The organism is Pedobacter sp., from assembly GCF_039594775.1.
Classification (GTDB): Bacteria; Bacteroidota; Bacteroidia; order Sphingobacteriales; family Sphingobacteriaceae; genus Pedobacter.
In genome coordinates, this window is sequence record NZ_JBCNMT010000001.1 from 1,271,797 (window position 1) to 1,289,498 (window position 17,702).

Here is a 17,702-nt window from a genome sequence, read left to right on the forward strand (position 1 = left end):
GCTGTACTGCTTTGAAAATCAAAGATTAAGCGCATGTGTAAACTCATTAAGATACAGTTGGTTTTTACGCTCTCATTGCTGGTCATTGGAAGCAAAGCTAATGCTCAAGATCTGTCGAACCTAAAGAACCAAAAGCCATTTAGTTATAGCGGAGCATTAGAAATCCGTACCATTGGTTACCAAATGAATGGTGCTCCCCAAAGACGCAATCCACTTTCGTTGATCATTAGTGGAAGTCCAACGCTTAGCCTTTACGGTTGGGACATTCCTTTCACGGTTACCTATACCGATAAAAAAACAAACTTTCAACAGCCTTTTAACCAATTTGGTATTAGCCCAACCTATAAATGGATTACCCTACATGCGGGTTATCGCAATCTTAGCTTTTCGCCTTACACTTTAGGGGGACATACCATGTTGGGTGCAGGAGTAGAGTTAAATCCTGGAAAATTTCGACTAGGGTTTATGTACGGACGACTAAATAAAGCTACCGTAATTAATACCGAAACTCAATCCTTAGCCCCACAGGCATTTACTAGGAAAGGTTATGCCGTGAAAGTAGGATATGGGACAGCAAAGAGTTTTTTCGACATCAGTTATTTAAGGGCCAAAGATGATAGCCTAGGATTTTCGAAAGGTCAGCTAAATACACAATTCAACCCAATAGCTCCTGCTGGGAATTCCGTTTTAGGCTATAAAGGACAAATCTCTTTCTTAAAATACTTCATGATAGAAAGTGAGGGCGCTGTGAGTTTATACACTCGGAATATTTATAGCAACATACCAGATACTTTGGAAGACCCGATACTGAAAAAAATCAGAAGGTTTGCTTCAGTAAATGCTACCAGTGAACTTTATACTGCTTTTAGTGCAGGTATAGGCTATCGAAGCAAGCAATATGGCTTAAAACTAAACTATCGTCGTATTGAGCCAGAATTCAAATCGATGGGCACCTATTTTATCACCTCCGATTTAGAAGCTTGGACCATTGCACCCTCATTTGTGGCCTGGAAAAATAAAATCAGTTTTAATGGTAGCATTGGTATCCAGAAAGATAATCTCCAGAACCAAAAAAATGCAACCAATAAAAGATTCATCGGTGCTGGAAATGCTACGCTGCAACTCAACGATAAGTTTGGGCTCGATGCCAGCTACAGCAACTATTCCAATAACCAAAGTCCGAACACGGTTCGATTTGCCGATAGTTTAAAAATTGTACAGACTACCCAGATGTACAGTTTAATGCCAAGGTACACTTTCAGTACCGAAAACTATAGTCACATGATTTCTATGTCTGCCATATTAAGTAACCTCAACGATTTTAATCAATTTTTTGCTAATAATGCCGTTAGCCGCAACATGGATACAAAGCAGTTGATGGCAAATTACAGCATTGGTTTCCTTAAAAAAGGTTTGAATTTGAATGTAGGAGTTAACGCCATGCAGTTAAGCGGAATGGGCATCGAACAAACTTATTCGGGGTTTTCGCTTGGCGGCGACATGGCGCTATTAAAATCCTTGCTTCGGTTATCAACTAATCACGCAGTGACTTTTGGCAAACAGGAACTGGGTAAAAGCATGATCTATAACAGTTCTTTAAATGCCAAATATCAGGTTAGAAAAGGCCATCATTTAGATTTCGGATTTTATTTTCTGCACAACTCGCCAGCCAGTTCAGTCGGGTTACAACAAAAATATACCGAGTTAAGGGGTGAATTAGCTTATCAGTTAAAATTTTAGTTATGAAGAAATTAGCTTGTTCTGTAGTATTTGCTTTAGTAGCGATATTTGTATTTGTACCAGTTCTAATGGCGCAGGTAGGTGTTTCCATTCGAATTTTGCCTCCTTATCCACATCGCATTACCGATTACGAGGCAAGGCCACAGCAGGTATTGATTACCCTAACCAATCAATCTGCAGGCACGCAGCAAATCCAACTACGCGCTTCGGTAGTGGGCGATAATGGCATTAGGCTAGAAGTAGGCAGAAACTACAAAAGCCCAACGCCCATTACCTTGGCTCCAGGTCAGGTTCGGAATTTAAACGGTGCCGATCTGGTTACACTGTTTGATTATAACCAATTGACCTATACAGGAATGACCAAAGATCAGTTTATAAGAGGGAATGGTTTGCCCGAAGGCACTTATCAAGTGTGTATGCAAGCTTTTGATTATACCACAAATACACCACTTAGTGCCGACGAGCCTATTGGTTGTAGTAATAGATTTAGCATTACAAGCTTAGAGCCTCCTCTAATTATCAAACCAATGGAGGGCGATGAGCTAAAATCAACTGTTGGGAATATTTTCGCAATTAATTGGACCACTCCTCCAGGAGCTCCTCCTTCGGTAAGATATAAGATTAGGATTATAGAAGTATTGGGTAATCGAAATCCAAACGATGCTTATTTAAGCGCAGTGGCACCCTACTTTTTTGAGAAAGAAGTGATGGGGAATGCCTATGTATATAGTCCGGCAGATCCCCAGTTAACTCCTGGTCGCAAATATGTTCTTGCAGTTCAGGCATTAGATCCAAGTGGTGGTTTCACTTTTAGAAATAATGGCATTAGTCAGGTAATTTCGTTCAGCTACCTTTCTCAAACTGCAGCAAATAAGGAAACCCCGACAACTAAAGAAGAAGTAAGGCCTAAAAAGCCTATGACCACCAATAGCATCAAAGGCAAAGCTTTATGGGCTTTCAGGGCTAGTGAGCAAAATTATAGGGGAGCTATAGGAGTTGGTGGTATCAGTGTGGCAGGTGCGGGTAGCATTCTTGCAAATTCGGTCAACAATAATTCATTCGGCACCGTTGCACAAATGCCAGCCAGTTTTCCGACAGGTGGATTAGCAGTTCAAACCCTTAATATAGGTGGTAATAGCCCAGGTACCGGCCAACCCGCTCCATCAAGTTCTGGAAGCAATAGGCCGGCAACGGGACAGGTAATTGGAGGGCTTGTTTACAATGCCTTTAATCCGCTAACAGATAACCCGCAGAATTTACAAAATGCAATGAGCATTGATCGTACTTTGGTGGCTGCTGTAGGTAGCAATGCTTATGTAAATTCGGTAACCGGAGGCATGTTGCAAAATAATCCATTGTCGTCTTATATTTTCGTAACGGGGCAAAAGGCGCTCGATTTTGGTTATGAAGTTTCAATGTCTACCCCAGCTGATAAAAAGCCGTTTGCAGGAGCGACTGTTAAAATTATTGGTGTGCCTAGCGAAGTACAAATGACTTTAAATGGTTTTAATACCAATTTGAATAAAGAAAAAGACAAGCAGGAGAAAGATGAAGTTGCTTGGTTGGGCGCATTTACCCCAAGCTCAGGTAACAATGTAAAACCATCTAAAGCTACATCAACGCAACCCACTACGCCATCAACAGGGGTAAAAGGTACTAATGCTACAGGAAATGCTATCCAAGTGCAAAACAATACCTTACCAAATTTTTCTCCAACAACACTGGAACCTAACCTTATCGCATCAGGACGTACAGATAGTGAGGGGAATTTCGCTATCGATTTTACCCATCCTGATTATTTGGGAGGAAAGCGATTTAGCCAGGTAAAAGTGGTGATCAGCAAAGGAGTGCTTGAACAAACTAAAATAATCCCAATAGCTCAGTTGGAAAATCCAGATGTAGATTTAGGAGAGATTATTTGCTTGGCACAAACCTATCGGTACTCGCCTAAAGTAGAATTGCCAAATATTGATGGAACTGCTAATGATAACAAGAAGGTAGTGGTGAAAATATATCGTGAAGAAGCTGATGCAGTGGCCTATCCTTTCTTGGATGAAGATGGAAACTTATCGCCAGAAAAAAAGCTTAAAGAGCGCATAAATGGCAAGAATATGGTGTTGGTTGCAGCTGACAGTACAACGGCTAAAAGCGCCGCACAATTTAAGTTTGGAAAGTTATTTCACCAAGTAAATTATACGGTACAAATAAGTTCAGGTACAAATACCAATAAAATTAGCGGAGGCCTTCGAGTAGCAGAGGTGGCTTTGTCATCAACGAATGTGGTACATGTTAAACCCACTTACAGTTTGGTTGCTGCTCCACCGTCGGTATCTGGTTCAGTGCAATTGGTACTCAAAAATGGTTTTGCTGGCGTAAAAGGTGCTGTTGTAAAAGTTGAGTTTAACCAAGATGACGTAGAACAACAAATAGTTATGATCGGTACGATGCAAAGTACATTAGGTACATCTTATCAAATGACTTTAGTGAATGGAATATCAATGGCGAACAACACCGTGCAACAAGTCAATTCTTCTGCGCAGCAAGGAAATAGTTTGGTCAGCTCCACTGCAAGTTCCTATTATGCAAGTTCGGTAACCTCATCTGTTTTAGGAGGTGGACAACTAGGGAGCAACTTTCAAACAGGTATCAGCGTGCCTCCGGTTACGCAGTACATCAACGGACCTTATTCTGCAACTACTGATAGTGCAGGGTATTATACCATCCCTAATTTACCTAAGTTAAAAGAAGGCAAAACCTTTACTGTAAGATTATTGAGATTACCCAATGAGTTTAAAAACTTGCAAGTAACACCGGGTAATGAAATGGTGATCAATAGAATCATGTACGGTGAACAGAAAGACGTTTCCTTTAAAATTAAACCTGAGCTAGTACAAATTGTGGGTAGGGTAGTGTCGGAAAATAAACAACCAATTAATAATGCCAGATTAAATTTTGCAGGTTCTACAGATTTTTTCACTACTGGGCAAAATGGTTTGTTTACCGCTACTTACTTCGCAGGAAAACATCGTTTACTAATTAAAAAAGAAGGATATGCCGATGCCGATATCCAAGTGGTTGTTCCCGAAAAAAATAGTGGATCAGGTAATGCCGGGACAGCGCAATTACCGGGAAATATCTTGCAAGGACAGCACTTGGTTCAAGTTGTAAACGTGTTTGAAGATACTCGAGGTAGGGAAGTGAAAAATACACAAGCTAATTCACTTGATTTAACACTGCAATTGATCAATACCCCGACAGTTAAAAATGCCCTAAGTAATACCAATACCTTTTCTCCTTTAATGTTTGGGGTAGCAAGCTCACAAAGTAACCAAAAAATTAATGCTTTGGGTTTAAGCAACTTTACGGCACAAACAGGCCCTAATATTTCCAATATCACAAATGGAAGCGGGCAAATGGTCAACTACTCTTCTGCTAGTTTTACTTCGAGTAGTAAAATCACAGATCATGCGGCCCTCAATGCAGCTGCAGAAATTTATAACGATGTACTTACAGGTTCTAACTATGGCGTAAATAGCCTCAATTCTATAGACTTAGGTGATGTTGGCTTCCTTAAAAAGAAACAGGGGAAAATTAGGTTTAAAATTATAGACGAAACCACCAACAACCCAATAGCAAACGCCACCATTAAATTGTTTGATACGTTGGCCAAAACTGATAATAAAGGCGAATGGTTTTATGTTGGATTTGGGGGTGATGCCAAAGTGACGGTAGTCCCTCCGGTAGGAAGCGGGTATGTAACTACAGAGGAAAGTTTGCTCATTAACGAAACCGGAGATGAACAGCCAAGAACAATTAAACTGCAAAAAGGCATTAGTGTGAGCGGATTTGTGCGTAGCAATGGAACGGCTGTTCCATCGGTTAATATTAAAGTAGAAGAAAAGCCATATCTTACTACAACTACTGATGCGACTGGCGCCTATATATTCTTCATCCCCAAAGGGAATTTCCAACTAAAAGCATCCAAATCTGGTTATGTTTCAAAAACTGCCGCTGCTAATGCCGTTAACCAACCTATTCAGCTCGATTTTGAAATGGGCGATGGTGGAGGAAAAAATATTTCTACCATTTTAGGTTTCGATGTTGAATTAGATAAAATGACTGCCGAAGGAAATGGATATCGCATTTCGGGTGCATTTGTAAATTTAAAACCATCCTTTGCCGATTTAAAAACCTCACAAGAAATTCAGTTGAAGTTTAGCGATGTCAAAGTAAGTTTCAATGCGCAGGGAAATGCCATTCCCGAAGGGAATAAGATAGCCACCGATGAGCTTGGTCTTAATTTCAAACTGATGAATTTCATTCCGGTAACCCTAAAAGCTAGCAACAGCTTAGTGGTAGAAGCTGATGGCGCTGGGGGTAAAATTACTGGAGAGCTGATGGCAAATATGAGTCAGATACAAGGTAACAGAGGCTGGTCAATGCAAAATGATCTTGTGAAACTGGTGCCTGAAAATTTGCCAAGTAGTATTATTACGGCTTTTTCATCTAATGGCAGTTCTACAGCGGTTACAAAATATCAAATCAAAGGACTTCAGGAAAGTTGGCAGGGAAAAGTGTATGGTTTCAAATTTATAGCAAACAATGCTCAATCATATATAGATAAAGAAGGATTACATTTCGCAGGTAATTTGCAAACGCCAGATTTGGGCCCAATAAAAGCCGCGACATTTAAAATTGAAGAATTTTTAGTTGGAACCGATCTTTCAATACGTAGAGTAAATATGGCGCAAACCAATCTGCCGGCGATTAAAATTGCTGATTGGAACGCAAACATAGCCTCACTACTATTTAATGAAGATGGCTTTAAAATTGGAGGAAACCTGGTCATTAAGGTCCCCGCATCTGGCACCTCAACTATTGATTTCTCTAATCTATCTATTAGTAATGATGCATTTTTTGGCGGTAGGTTCAGCATTCCTGATAATGGAATCAATGTGTTCAATATCGTCAATTTAAAAAGAGGAAATTCAGCCATCTCATTTGGCCAAGTACCTAATCAATCAAGTGTTTACAAATTAGGTGGTTCAGCTAAAATTAAGTTTAGCAAGTTCATTACTTCCGAAATCAATATTCCGGTTTTCGAAGTACATACCAATGGCCGTTTCTTGGTTGACGCACCAACTAATTTCACTGCCGACTTAACATTTGCCAAGCTAAAAGTACAGGCCATTAAGTTCGATAATACAGGTAGTATGCCATTTATCGGGATACAAGGGGCATTTTCTGTAGATGTACCTATGTTATCACTTTCTGTAGCTGATATTTCTTTCAAGAATAATGGCGGTGGCGTTAGCGTGTCTGTTGGTAAAATCAAAGCCTCGCTAGACATTCCGGTGATAAAAACGGAAGTAGAAGTGGAAATGAAAGACAACGGTTTTGCGGGAGCAGGGAAGTTGCTTATTCCCGGAACACCGGTTAATGCCGCTATTGATTTCCATTATTTTAAAGTAAACGGAGGAATTGACTTTGGGGCCAAGTTTAGTGCGGGTGTGGTTATTCCCATAGGGTTTGTAACCATTGAACGTGTAGGTGGCGGATTCCAATATAACACGGCCACCAAAGATTTCATGGTAGACATTAACGGTGCGCTTTCTATTGCCAATTTGGGGGCAATTGTGAAGCTAGATCCTATTGGGCTAACGGTACGAAGTGGCCCGGTAATAGAAGGTTATGGATCTGTAGTAGTCGGTACGGCACTTAATTTGGCCAACGCAAGTATCAAGCTGGATATTCCGCAACAGGTTTTCACCATAGCGGTAGATGTACAGGTGGAACCCATAAAAGGATTGGCATCAGCTAAGTTACAGGGGGACTTAGTGGTTAGTGTAAAAAATGATGATCGTTTTGTCTTCTTAGGTTGTGGTATAGAAGCCAATCTATTTAAGCTCATTCAGTCTAACGGCGAATTTGCTTTAGCCGTCGGACTGAAAAATCCAGCCAATCGTGGCGATAGGATAAGTTACTATTTCCGGAATGTAGACAGCCGTTACGTGCGAGATGTATTTTCTGGTGTTTACATCAACACCACTGCAAAAATGGGTATTCCAGAAGACCGAGCCATAGGTTTTGATTTCTTGATAGCCAGTGCACATTTATGGTATTACACCGAAGCCAATGCCAAACTAGTACTCAACTTTGCCGAAAACAATTATTTATTGGGGCTAAGCGGCCGATTTGGTGGAGGTTTTGATTTCTGTGTAGCAAAAATTGCTTGTGCAGGATTCGGTTATAAGGCCTGTTACGAGTTTATGGGTGGCCGAAATGAAACCGATGGATGGTTTGTTGGCGGTAGGGCTGCAGGCTCAGTAAGCTTAAAGGTGGGAGGCTGTAATCCAGATTGTAACGATTGGACAATCAAACCATTTTGTGCCGGATTTAAACTATGTGCATCTGGAGGAGCATCCATTTCCTATAAGCAAAATTCGGGTTTAAGCTTAGGAGTTTTTGTGGGTGGTACGCCATTATGTAATTAAAATCGAAGGATAGGAACCGTACTTCTAAAATAAAAATAGGTAAGGAAAAAATAAGGATATGAAGACGTTAGTGATCATTTTAACATGTTTTTGTTTAATGGCAAAGGCCCAAAATAGACAAGAAAATAAAGCTTTGGGTGTACCAATGGGCAATGTAATGCCAGGCCCAAATGCAGTATATGGTTTTATTGCCACTGGCGATAATAAAAATTCGTTCAATATGTATCTTGGTTCCGTTAAGCGTTTCGACGTTTATAAGGACGAAAAAGGAAATGGTAATTTCAAGAAAATACAAACTTTAACCTTTCCCTCGTCTTACACCGAGTTTGTGAAGAGGGTGGGCGAAGGCACGGCCCAGCAGATCAAAAATGCCTTTAATGCTAAAACCGATGAAGAAGCTTATCGCGGCCTATTAAGTGGTGATCCAAAAAAAATCGGTTTTATGTTCCTATCCAAAGATTTTTTAACTGGAATAGGTGCACTTTGGCAAGATAATGACATCAAAAACAATCAGCCTGCCACTACCTACAAAGTAGTGAGGGTGGATGTTAAAGATCAAGAGTCTAATTTGTTTGTACAGAAACTGGGAGAAATTGCACGCGTTCCTTTCGCTAAATACGAACTACAGGATTTGGTAAGTACAGATAGTGCCGTACAGATTTCGTGGGCCACGAAACTACAAGGTACCCCAGCTTTTATGGGTAAAGTTTATCGCAGAGCAAATACGGAAAAGGCTTTTCAGTTAATGCCTAGCACTACTTTAATTTATGATGTAGCGGACAGTTCTAAGACTTACTATCAAGAGAATGTAGCTGCAGGTCGTTTATATCAATATTATTTAATTCCCGAAGACTTTGCAGGTAACCAAGGTTTGCCGTCAGATACAGCTACAGCATTAAGCAGGTCATTCAGTAAAATAAAAAATATCTCCGATTTTAAAATTAAAGACAGTTTAAAGGGAGCTTGGCTTTCTTGGTCAACTTTGCCTAATGAGGGCGTTTACACTGGCATCCAAATCTTAAAATCGAGGAAAAGCAATGTGGGTTTTGTAGAAGTTGCAACGTTGTCACCCAATGATACAAGTTATTTCGACAGGGCGATATTGCCTAATGTGGTTTATCATTACCAGATCAGGCCCACTTTGGTTAATGTAAAGGGATATGCTATGCTTTCGCCTGCAACGGCCAGCATTGCTGTTAAAAATGCCAATGAAATTCCTATGGCACCACAAGGTTTAAAGGTTTGGCAGGACAGTACCGCACAGGTAAAACTGTATTGGGATGTCAACCCGGAAGTTGATCAATTTGCCTATTATGTATATCGAGGCACTTCAAAAGATAATATGCAACTTGTTTCTGGCGGTTTAAGGACTAACATCTATGTAGATTCCTTATCTAACCTTGATGGCGAAGCAACTTATTGGTATGGAATTAAGTTGATGAATATTTCTCAAAAAATGAGTGACCTATCCGTCTTGGTTCCATTTAAGCCTTTGAAAGTAGCATTCGTTCCGTATCCCTCTGGGATAAATGCCAGATATGCAGAAGGGATGGTAAAACTGAATTGGGACAATGTAATCGAAAAGTATGATAACTTGATTGGCTATAGATTATACCGGAAGAACAAAAATGAAAAGGAATTTAAACTGTTAAGTCCCGCAATCATCAATTTAGCTTATTTTGAAGATAGCACGGCAACAGCAGGCAATGCTTATAGTTATGCCGTGAGTGCCGTTAATACGGCCAATAATCAAAGTGTGCTTTCTCCGCTTACCAATATCAGCATTTCTGGCGATCAGTTATTGTCGCCTCCAGCTGATTTATATCTGCTGAACAAACCTCAAGGAGTATACTTAAGCTGGCCAGCACATTCCGAATTAAAAGTAAGTCATGTGGTTTATCGGAAATCGAGTACAGAAACCGGATATCGAGCAATTGGTGAAGCGGAAACCGATAGTTATTTAGATACTTCTGCGCAAAAAGGTATGCTGTATCTCTATCGCATTGTGGTAAAAAATAAGCTTGGTACAAGTAATCCAAGTGTAGAAAAATCAATAAGAAGAAATTAAGCGATGAAAAAAATTATCCATATCAAAAGCTTCATCTTGCTGCTAATTGCGGTTGGATTGATGCAATGCGCTAAAAAGTATGATGATATAGAGGTAGATAATCAGATGGTGATTGATAGTATACGTCCTGAAAGGGGCACTGAAAATACACCTGTCAGAATTTATGGACGTAATTTTCCTGAGATAAACAATCAGGCTGTCGTGTTTTTCAATAATAAACAGGGTACCATTGTTGGCAACTCAACCAGTAACGTAATTTTAACCTCTGTTCCTTCCGAAGCGGGTACCGGAAATGTTAGTCTGAAAATAGGGGCTAAGGTAATTTCTGGACCAGTTTTTACTTATGATTATGAAGCACCAATCATTGCGGGCATTAGCCCATTGACTGGAGTTGCCGGAACTGAAATCACCATCAACGGCAGTAAATTTTCTACTGTTGCAGCCAATAACGAGGTGTCGATTAATGGTATAAAAGCTGCCGTTACCGCATCGAGCGTTACACAGCTAAAAGCTATATTACCTTACACAAAAAATGGCGCTGTTCAAGTCAAAGCCAATGGTGTTGGGAATATTGGTGCTGTATTTAGGTTCGTTCCATATATTGAAAATATTGATAAAAACACGGCCTTTGAAGGAGATATGGTACGATTGACCGGGAAATACTTTGATGCAGGGGCTACACCAGTAGTTACCTTCAATGGAGTAAACGCGGCCGTTGTTTCCGCAAGTAGTACGACATTAGATGTGCGGGTGCCAGCATCAAGCAATGGCAATATCATCGTAACCGTTGATGGCATCAACAGTAATCCTATTGCGTTCACTTACCTAAGAAACATAGTGGCCAATAGCTTAAATCAAACTTCTCCAGTCTTAAGAACTGTGTCAGGTATTGATGGCGCAAGTGTAAGTATTAAAGGAGGCAGCTTTGGAACCGATGCAAGTAGGATTAGGGTAACGGTTGGTACCCAAAACGCACAAGTTACTGCAGTAGCCGATGACAATGTTACCTTCACGGTACCTAATTTTGTGTCTTCTCAAGAAAATACCCAACAAATAAAAATTTTCTTGCAAAATGTAGAAGCCAGCTACCCGAACGGAAATTTAAGTTTCACATATTTAGAGCCTGTTATACTATCCGCTACGTGTACGATAGTGCCATTAACAGCAGGTTTATATAATTTCATATTTAATGTTAGCGGAAATCACTTTAATGCAACTGCCCCTAATGCCAACTTTGAACTTCTGATAGATGGAGCAAACTATGGAGCTGCTGTAAACGGGAATGCTGCGGTAGTCACCACTACCCAATCCAACTCCTTTATTAAAAACAGATACGATATTAGGGTAAATAATAAATGGGGTAGTTTTATATTGGCTTTCCAAAGGAATATAAATATAAGTGATTTTAATTATGCTTCTGTTAATGGGAGTAGGACCATTACCATCACTGGCGATGGTTTTGGGAGCGTCGTAGATCAAAATCGTTCGGTAAGGGTGTACAGAATACAAAATGGCGTAAAAAATTATCTGAACGTGCAGCCTGCAGTCACTTGGTCAGACAATCAATTGGTGGCAACTTTTACCGATAATTATATCGATGATTTAACCTACGGAGTAGAGGTAAGGGTGAACAGTAGAATGGGTACTAAAGAGAAATTTTTCAATTATTTTCAGGTCAATTAGGTTAACAAAATGCAAGCGCCCCGAAATTTCGGGGCGTTTTGCTTTTTAAGTGCTAAAATGAGGTCTTCAGATGTATTTTGAAATATTGGGTCATTGTTTCAACAAAAGCTTTTGCAAAAGCTGGTCGGCCAGCGGCATCACGCACACCTTTAAAATTGCTTTCTATCTGCCAGCCAAATACATTAGGATATTTAGTAGAAGTGTATCTTTTGGTGTTGTAGCCACCATTAAAATATTTATCCTCTTCTAAAGGAGCAACATCTTGTTTGGATGGTACTGCATCAAAACCTGAGGAGGTAATTAGTGTTCCGAAAGCATTCTCGCCAGTCAATAATTGTACAAGGTCTAGGTTTTTATTGCTGGCAAGCAAATTAACCATCGAAGATTTTTCCGTCAATTGGTTCTTTTCCGCGTCTGTTTTTCTTAGTTCATTGGCCGTTAAATTGTATCCTAGTTCTAATCTTTGTTTGGTATGCCCATGTCCATGCAGGTCAATATATATCGCTTTGCCAAATTTTTTAACAGCTAAAGCAATGGCAGTATCAATATTGTCGTGAAATTGATGCCAAGTTTTTTCCAATGACTTGTTGCCGCAAGTTGCTTCGTCGATATCTCTGTTTTGGTCTAAATGTTTCCTCGAAAGGTTAGAAAGGATAATGAAAGGCCTCGCATTGTATTTCTCTAAAAATACTTTTTCAATTTCCTTTACCAATTCAATCGTTTTCGAATCGGTAACTGTAACCGCGCCTTTGCAATCACGAGTGGCTTCATCAGCTAGGCTAATGGTGCCGCCATGAGGCACGCTGATAATTAACGGTAAATTGCCGACGGTAAACTCCGTCCATTTTTCCTGGTCGGTGTAGGTTTTGCCAACTTCCCATTTTTGGGCATAAGCAAAGCTCGAAACCAATAATAGCAATAAGCTTAGTTTAAAAAATCTCATTGATGTAAATTTTAGTAGGTCATAAAAGCATAATGCTTTTACTATAGACTTCCGCTGCCTGAAAAGGTACCGAAAATAGTGCGTTAATTGTCGATTTTATATCTTCTGAAAAAAAATCATATAAAAATGGTCCTGTTGTATTTTGTAACAGTCTATCATATAGTTTGAAAGAAAAAACTCGTCAGAAACAGAATGAGCATTTTTTTAGAACCAACCTAACAACTAACAAACTAGCAGTTCATATGAGAAAACTTTACTTATTGCTTATTTTCTTCTCGCTATTGGTGGGGGTAGATGCGGCGGCACAAACAATTAGATATGTAAAACCAGGAGGCACTGGCGATGGTTCTAGTTGGACAGCAGCGTCGGGAGATTTGCAGGCGGTGATCAATGCTTCGGCAGCGGGGAATGAGATTTGGGTAGCGGCAGGTACCTATAAACCAAACCGTAAAGCTGATGCGGTAGCTACAGTTACGCCTAATGACAGATACAATGCCTTTGTTTTAAAGAAAGATATTTCCATCTATGGTGGTTTTGCAGGTACGGAAACCTCGAGACTACAAAGAAATTTCAATACCAATGTGACTATTTTGAGCGGTAATCTTGGTGATGAAACTATTGATACTGATAATGCTTACCACGTAGTCGTAGCTTCGGGCGACTTGGGAACTGCCAAGTTAGATGGCTTCACCGTAAGTAAAGGCTATACTAGTGGAACAGGTACTACGGGAGGTATTACAGTAAATGGAAATGTGATTCCTCCAAGTCGTTCTCCTGGCATTATTAATTATTACAGTAGCGCTGCTTACGAAAATTTAATTATCAGAGATAACGTAAATGGGTCAACCGACCAAAGTGCTGGTGCGATATACATTTTATATGGCTCGCCAACTTATACGAAGGTGAAGTTTATCAATAACAAAACTTTAAGTACAAATGCCGGTGCAATTTTTATCTTTAGTGCCGTAGCCACTCCTTCTAAACCAGTATTTACCGAGGTTGAATTTATTGGTAACGAATCAACGGCGGGAGGTGCGGTGGTAGCTTCTACAGCGGCTTCTCCAGTTTTTGAGAGATGTACTTTCGATGGAAATAAATCTTCCACTACGGGAGGTGCTATTCATATGTTTTCTGCTTCGGCAAGCATGACCTTTAACGAATGTAATTTCATTAATAATACGGCAACTACTAATGGCGGAGCCATTAACAATGGTTTAGCTACTACCATTACCATTAGCAAATCTACTTTTAGTAATAATAGTTCGGTAGGTTCAGGTGGTGCGGTTTATTTTACGGCAGGTACCCTTAATTTAACGGAAAGTACTTTTACTGGAAACAAGGCTAGTTCTTCTGGCGCAATATATTTGGGAACAAGTACACTACCTTCTGTATTAAATGGTCTGACATTTTTAAATAATGAAGCTACAACTACTGCGGGTGCACTTTATTTAAATGCCAACAGCCCACAAATGAACAATAATAAATTTATAGGAAATAAAGCGGCAACTAGTGGTGGGGCCATTTATTTATTCGGCGTAGCAGGTAATTTAGCGAGCCCCGTATTGATCAGTAACCTATTCTATAATAACGAAGCAGCAAGTAATTCGCTTGGCGGTGGAGCCATCTATGTTTCTACCAATGCTGCGCCAGTAATCCACAATGCTACTTTTTATGCAAATAAAGCCACGGCTTTTAAAGGTGGAGCAGTCTATGTAACCGCATCTGGACAGGCTACGGTGTACAATAGTATTGTATATAAAAATCAGGCTACTGATGCTACTACGGTTGATTTTTTTACTGCAACAGCAGCAAACCTAACCATAAAGTCTTCGATGACCGATGTATATGGTACTAATGGTGTAGATGATAACATAGTAGGGCAAGATCCGGTTTTTGAAAGTGAAGATCCTAATAGCCCTGATTTTTTACGTTTGCAAGATTTTAGCCCTGCTATAGACGCTGGACAAAATAACCTTTTGCCTACTGGCGTTACTACTGATTTAGCAGGCAATTCGAGGGTTAATAATCTCATTTTGGATTTGGGTGCTTATGAGTTTGATGGTGCTGCTCCGGTTCCGCCTTTGCAAGTTGCCATAGATGAAAATTCTCCAAATGGAACTTTCGTGGCAAAACCTGTATCGAGTTTACCGGGCGTGCTTTCTAACTGGACCATTATGAGCGGTAACGTTAATGATGCATTTGCAATTAATGCCGCCACGGGAAATATTACCGTCAATAAAAGTACAGAAGTAGATTATGAAAAAATAAAAAGCTTCAATTTAACCATTAAAGTATTTAATGATGTCGGTGATGATCAGGTAATGAGGGTAATTATTTCTGTGAACAACCTGATGGAAGATCCACAAGCACCTATTGTTGCCAAGGTAGCAAACGGTGTATTGACTAGTTTCAGGCCAAAATTGAGCGGATTGGCAGAACCTCTGAGTGTAATTACCATCTATGTAGATAATAAAGAGTACCCGGTAACGGCCACGTCAAATGATAAAGGTGAGTGGGTTTACACTTTTATCGATGAGCTAGCTCCAGGAAAACATACTTTCCATGTAGTGGCTAGTAATAGCTTGGGTACGAGTAACCCTAGTCCGCAAACTACGGTTACCCTTAAACTGTATAGCGGCTCGGTCATTGCAAATAACCTTCTTACGCCTAACGGCGATGGGAAGAATGATTTATGGATTGTTACAGATTTGAGTTTGATGTATCCTAAGAACGAGGTAACCGTGTATGATAAGACTGGTAAGACCGTATTTAAAAAGGCAAATTATCAAAGTGATTGGGACGGAAGTTATAATGGGACTCCTTTAAACACAGGGACCTATTATTACGAAATCAATATTGGTGCGGGTTTAAAACCAATTAAAGGAACGTTAACCATTTTGAAAGGAAGATAATAAGAGCTGCTGCTTTAGAATTAAGGAATTTGCTTAACCAAACAACAATGAAAACTAAACAAACTACATATATCATTATTGCTGCCATCTTATTTTTTGTCTCTTTTGAGTTGAAGGCGCAGGTAAGTCCGCCAATGTCGATGTACTATTTGAATGAGTATCTGTACAATCCAGCAGCGGCGGGAAAAAGGGCGGGTTTAAATGTGGGGCTTTCTTACAAAAACAACTTAACTGGAAGTAACGGGCAAAGTGTTGCTAATACCATTACTGTTGATTACGGCTTAGGGAAAAATGGTTTCGGACTATCAGTAGTTACTGATAAGGATGGACTTTTAAATGTCAACAGATTTTCGGCTTCCTATGCTTATAACGTAAAGACATCAGAAACTGGAAACTTAAGGTTTGGATTGTCGGCCGGAGTATCATCACTTAAAATAAACATGAGCGATATTATTGGAGATGGAACTGATTTAATCCCACAACAATTTAACGAACAGGGTTATATTTTTGATGGAGATTTAGGGGTGAGTTATGAAGATGAAAAGTTAAGTCTGAGCGCTGTAGCACCGAATTTGCGTAGCCTTATCTATTCAGAAAATGTGAATGATGGCTATAACTACAGTACATTTTATGTGTCGGCAGCTTATCAGGTGTTAGATGGTCCAATCAAATTAACACCTAAAGTGTTGTATCGCGGCCTTGATGGCTACGACAATGTAATTGATGTTGGGGTAAATGCTCGATTTGCCGAAGATAAATTTAATCTTTTGGCTTTTTATCACAGTAGTAACAGCTTGTCCTTTGGATTGGGCTTTAACATATTGAAAAAATACCAAATGCAGGCGTCATATTCGTTGCCAATAAACAATAACCTGAAAAAATACACTTATGGTGGTGTAGAATTAGGTTTAAAAGTTAATCTATCTAAATAAAAGTTCTAAGGAGAGCCTCATTTTGCGAGGTTCTCTTTTTTTTGTAAAAAATAATTTGAGTAGTCAGGGGAAAACTGTCTGCTTTTTTGCGTTTTTATCAAAAAAGTTATATAAGTAAAACGAAAATGTTTTGGATCTTGAGCAAGGATTGCTAATTTTATAATAACCTAAACCACAAACTAACTGATATACTTTCCGGAGGATATCAGTTCATATTTATTTTAATGGCCTTGTACGATTTAACAGCAGAGAAGCTATTGTTAAAGGAAATCTATGATGGAAATTCTTTGGCATTTAACAAGATGTTTAGCCTTTATCGGGGCAAAATTTTGGCTTTTGTAGATTCCTTTGTCCACAGCAAGGCTGATGCAGAGGAAATAGTGCAGGAAACTTTTTTGGTCATTTGGCAAAATCGAGAAAAGCTGCTTTCCATTGAGCATCCACGTAACTATATCTACACCATTGCTCGTAACAAGACCTATGATTATCTCAACAAAGTCAGTAGAACGGAAAAGACCATTACCAACGCTTGGATAAATACTTCAGTTAGTTTAAATAATATCGAAGATCAGATCAATCTTAAAGAGAGCGTTTTTTTAATCAATAAAGTTTTACAGACCCTTTCGCTACAAAAACAGGAAATTTTTAATATGAGCCGTAATCAGCACATGAGCCATGAAGAGATTGCCCAAGCGGTTGGACTTTCTAAAAGTCGCGTTAAAAATGTGATTGTTGAAGTACTTAAACATCTCAAATACCATATTTCAAAACATCATATTGTAGTGTCATTGCTATTGCTTTGGAAACTGATTTTCTAAAGTTTCATTGTTCTTTTGGCCTGTTTTATCTTAAAAATACAGTGTTCAATAATTTTTTTTCAAAAAGTTGGTTTTTAACGGTCCATCGTTAAAAGTTGGCAGTCTATATAAG

The 17,702-nt window shown here is 39.4% G+C and carries 8 protein-coding genes; 7 read left to right on the forward strand and 1 reads right to left on the reverse strand.

Annotation, left to right across the window (positions count from 1 at the left end; genetic code table 11):
* Positions 1-33: 33 nt before the first annotated feature.
* The 4 genes from ABDV71_RS05370 to ABDV71_RS05385 all read left to right on the forward strand — a co-directional run bounded on the left by ABDV71_RS05370 (position 34) and on the right by ABDV71_RS05385 (position 11,985).
* Entirely contained in the window at positions 34-1,740 is a 1,707-nt protein-coding gene (locus tag ABDV71_RS05370; protein WP_343531395.1) for a hypothetical protein, read from the forward strand.
* Positions 1,741-1,742: 2 nt separating this feature from the next.
* Positions 1,743-8,234 (forward strand): carboxypeptidase-like regulatory domain-containing protein, encoded by a 6,492-nt coding sequence (locus ABDV71_RS05375; RefSeq protein WP_343531396.1) that lies wholly within the window; start codon positions 1,743-1,745, stop codon positions 8,232-8,234.
* Positions 8,235-8,331: 97 nt separating this feature from the next.
* A complete protein-coding gene (locus ABDV71_RS05380; protein WP_343531397.1) occupies positions 8,332-10,302 on the forward strand; it encodes a hypothetical protein in 1,971 nt (656 codons plus the stop codon).
* A 3-nt stretch (positions 10,303-10,305) separates the two neighbouring features.
* On the forward strand, positions 10,306-11,985 hold the full coding sequence (locus ABDV71_RS05385) for an IPT/TIG domain-containing protein (protein WP_343531398.1): 1,680 nt from the start codon (positions 10,306-10,308) through the stop codon (positions 11,983-11,985).
* A 52-nt stretch (positions 11,986-12,037) separates the two neighbouring features.
* Here the strand turns inward: ABDV71_RS05385 and ABDV71_RS05390 are convergent, their stop codons facing one another.
* Positions 12,038-12,928 (reverse strand): hypothetical protein, encoded by an 891-nt coding sequence (locus ABDV71_RS05390; protein WP_343531399.1) that lies wholly within the window; start codon positions 12,926-12,928, stop codon positions 12,038-12,040.
* A gap of 242 nt (positions 12,929-13,170) precedes the next feature.
* Here ABDV71_RS05390 and ABDV71_RS05395 point away from each other — a divergent pair, with 242 nt between their 5' ends.
* The 3 genes from ABDV71_RS05395 to ABDV71_RS05405 all read left to right on the forward strand — a co-directional run bounded on the left by ABDV71_RS05395 (position 13,171) and on the right by ABDV71_RS05405 (position 17,590).
* On the forward strand, positions 13,171-15,840 hold the full coding sequence (locus tag ABDV71_RS05395; RefSeq protein WP_343531400.1) for a gliding motility-associated C-terminal domain-containing protein: 2,670 nt from the start codon (positions 13,171-13,173) through the stop codon (positions 15,838-15,840).
* A 47-nt stretch (positions 15,841-15,887) separates the two neighbouring features.
* Positions 15,888-16,772, forward strand: coding sequence for a PorP/SprF family type IX secretion system membrane protein (locus ABDV71_RS05400; RefSeq protein WP_343531401.1), 885 nt, complete (start codon positions 15,888-15,890; stop codon positions 16,770-16,772).
* A 224-nt stretch (positions 16,773-16,996) separates the two neighbouring features.
* Positions 16,997-17,590: a sigma-70 family RNA polymerase sigma factor gene (locus ABDV71_RS05405; protein WP_343531402.1), complete on the forward strand. Its 594-nt coding sequence runs from the start codon at positions 16,997-16,999 to the stop codon at positions 17,588-17,590.
* Positions 17,591-17,702 lie beyond the last annotated feature (112 nt).

Excerpts from the sequence above, each read along its gene's own strand:
- ABDV71_RS05370 (WP_343531395.1), top strand. The coding sequence starts at position 34 with ATGTGTAAACTCATTAAGATACAGTTGGTTTTTACGCTCTCATTGCTG.
- ABDV71_RS05375 (WP_343531396.1), top strand. The coding sequence starts at position 1,743 with ATGAAGAAATTAGCTTGTTCTGTAGTATTTGCTTTAGTAGCGATATTT.
- ABDV71_RS05380 (WP_343531397.1), top strand. The coding sequence starts at position 8,332 with ATGGCAAAGGCCCAAAATAGACAAGAAAATAAAGCTTTGGGTGTACCA.
- ABDV71_RS05385 (WP_343531398.1), top strand. The coding sequence starts at position 10,306 with ATGAAAAAAATTATCCATATCAAAAGCTTCATCTTGCTGCTAATTGCG.
- ABDV71_RS05390 (WP_343531399.1), bottom strand. The coding sequence starts at position 12,928 with ATGAGATTTTTTAAACTAAGCTTATTGCTATTATTGGTTTCGAGCTTT.
- ABDV71_RS05395 (WP_343531400.1), top strand. The coding sequence starts at position 13,171 with ATGAGAAAACTTTACTTATTGCTTATTTTCTTCTCGCTATTGGTGGGG.
- ABDV71_RS05400 (WP_343531401.1), top strand. The coding sequence starts at position 15,888 with ATGAAAACTAAACAAACTACATATATCATTATTGCTGCCATCTTATTT.
- ABDV71_RS05405 (WP_343531402.1), top strand. The coding sequence starts at position 16,997 with ATGGCCTTGTACGATTTAACAGCAGAGAAGCTATTGTTAAAGGAAATC.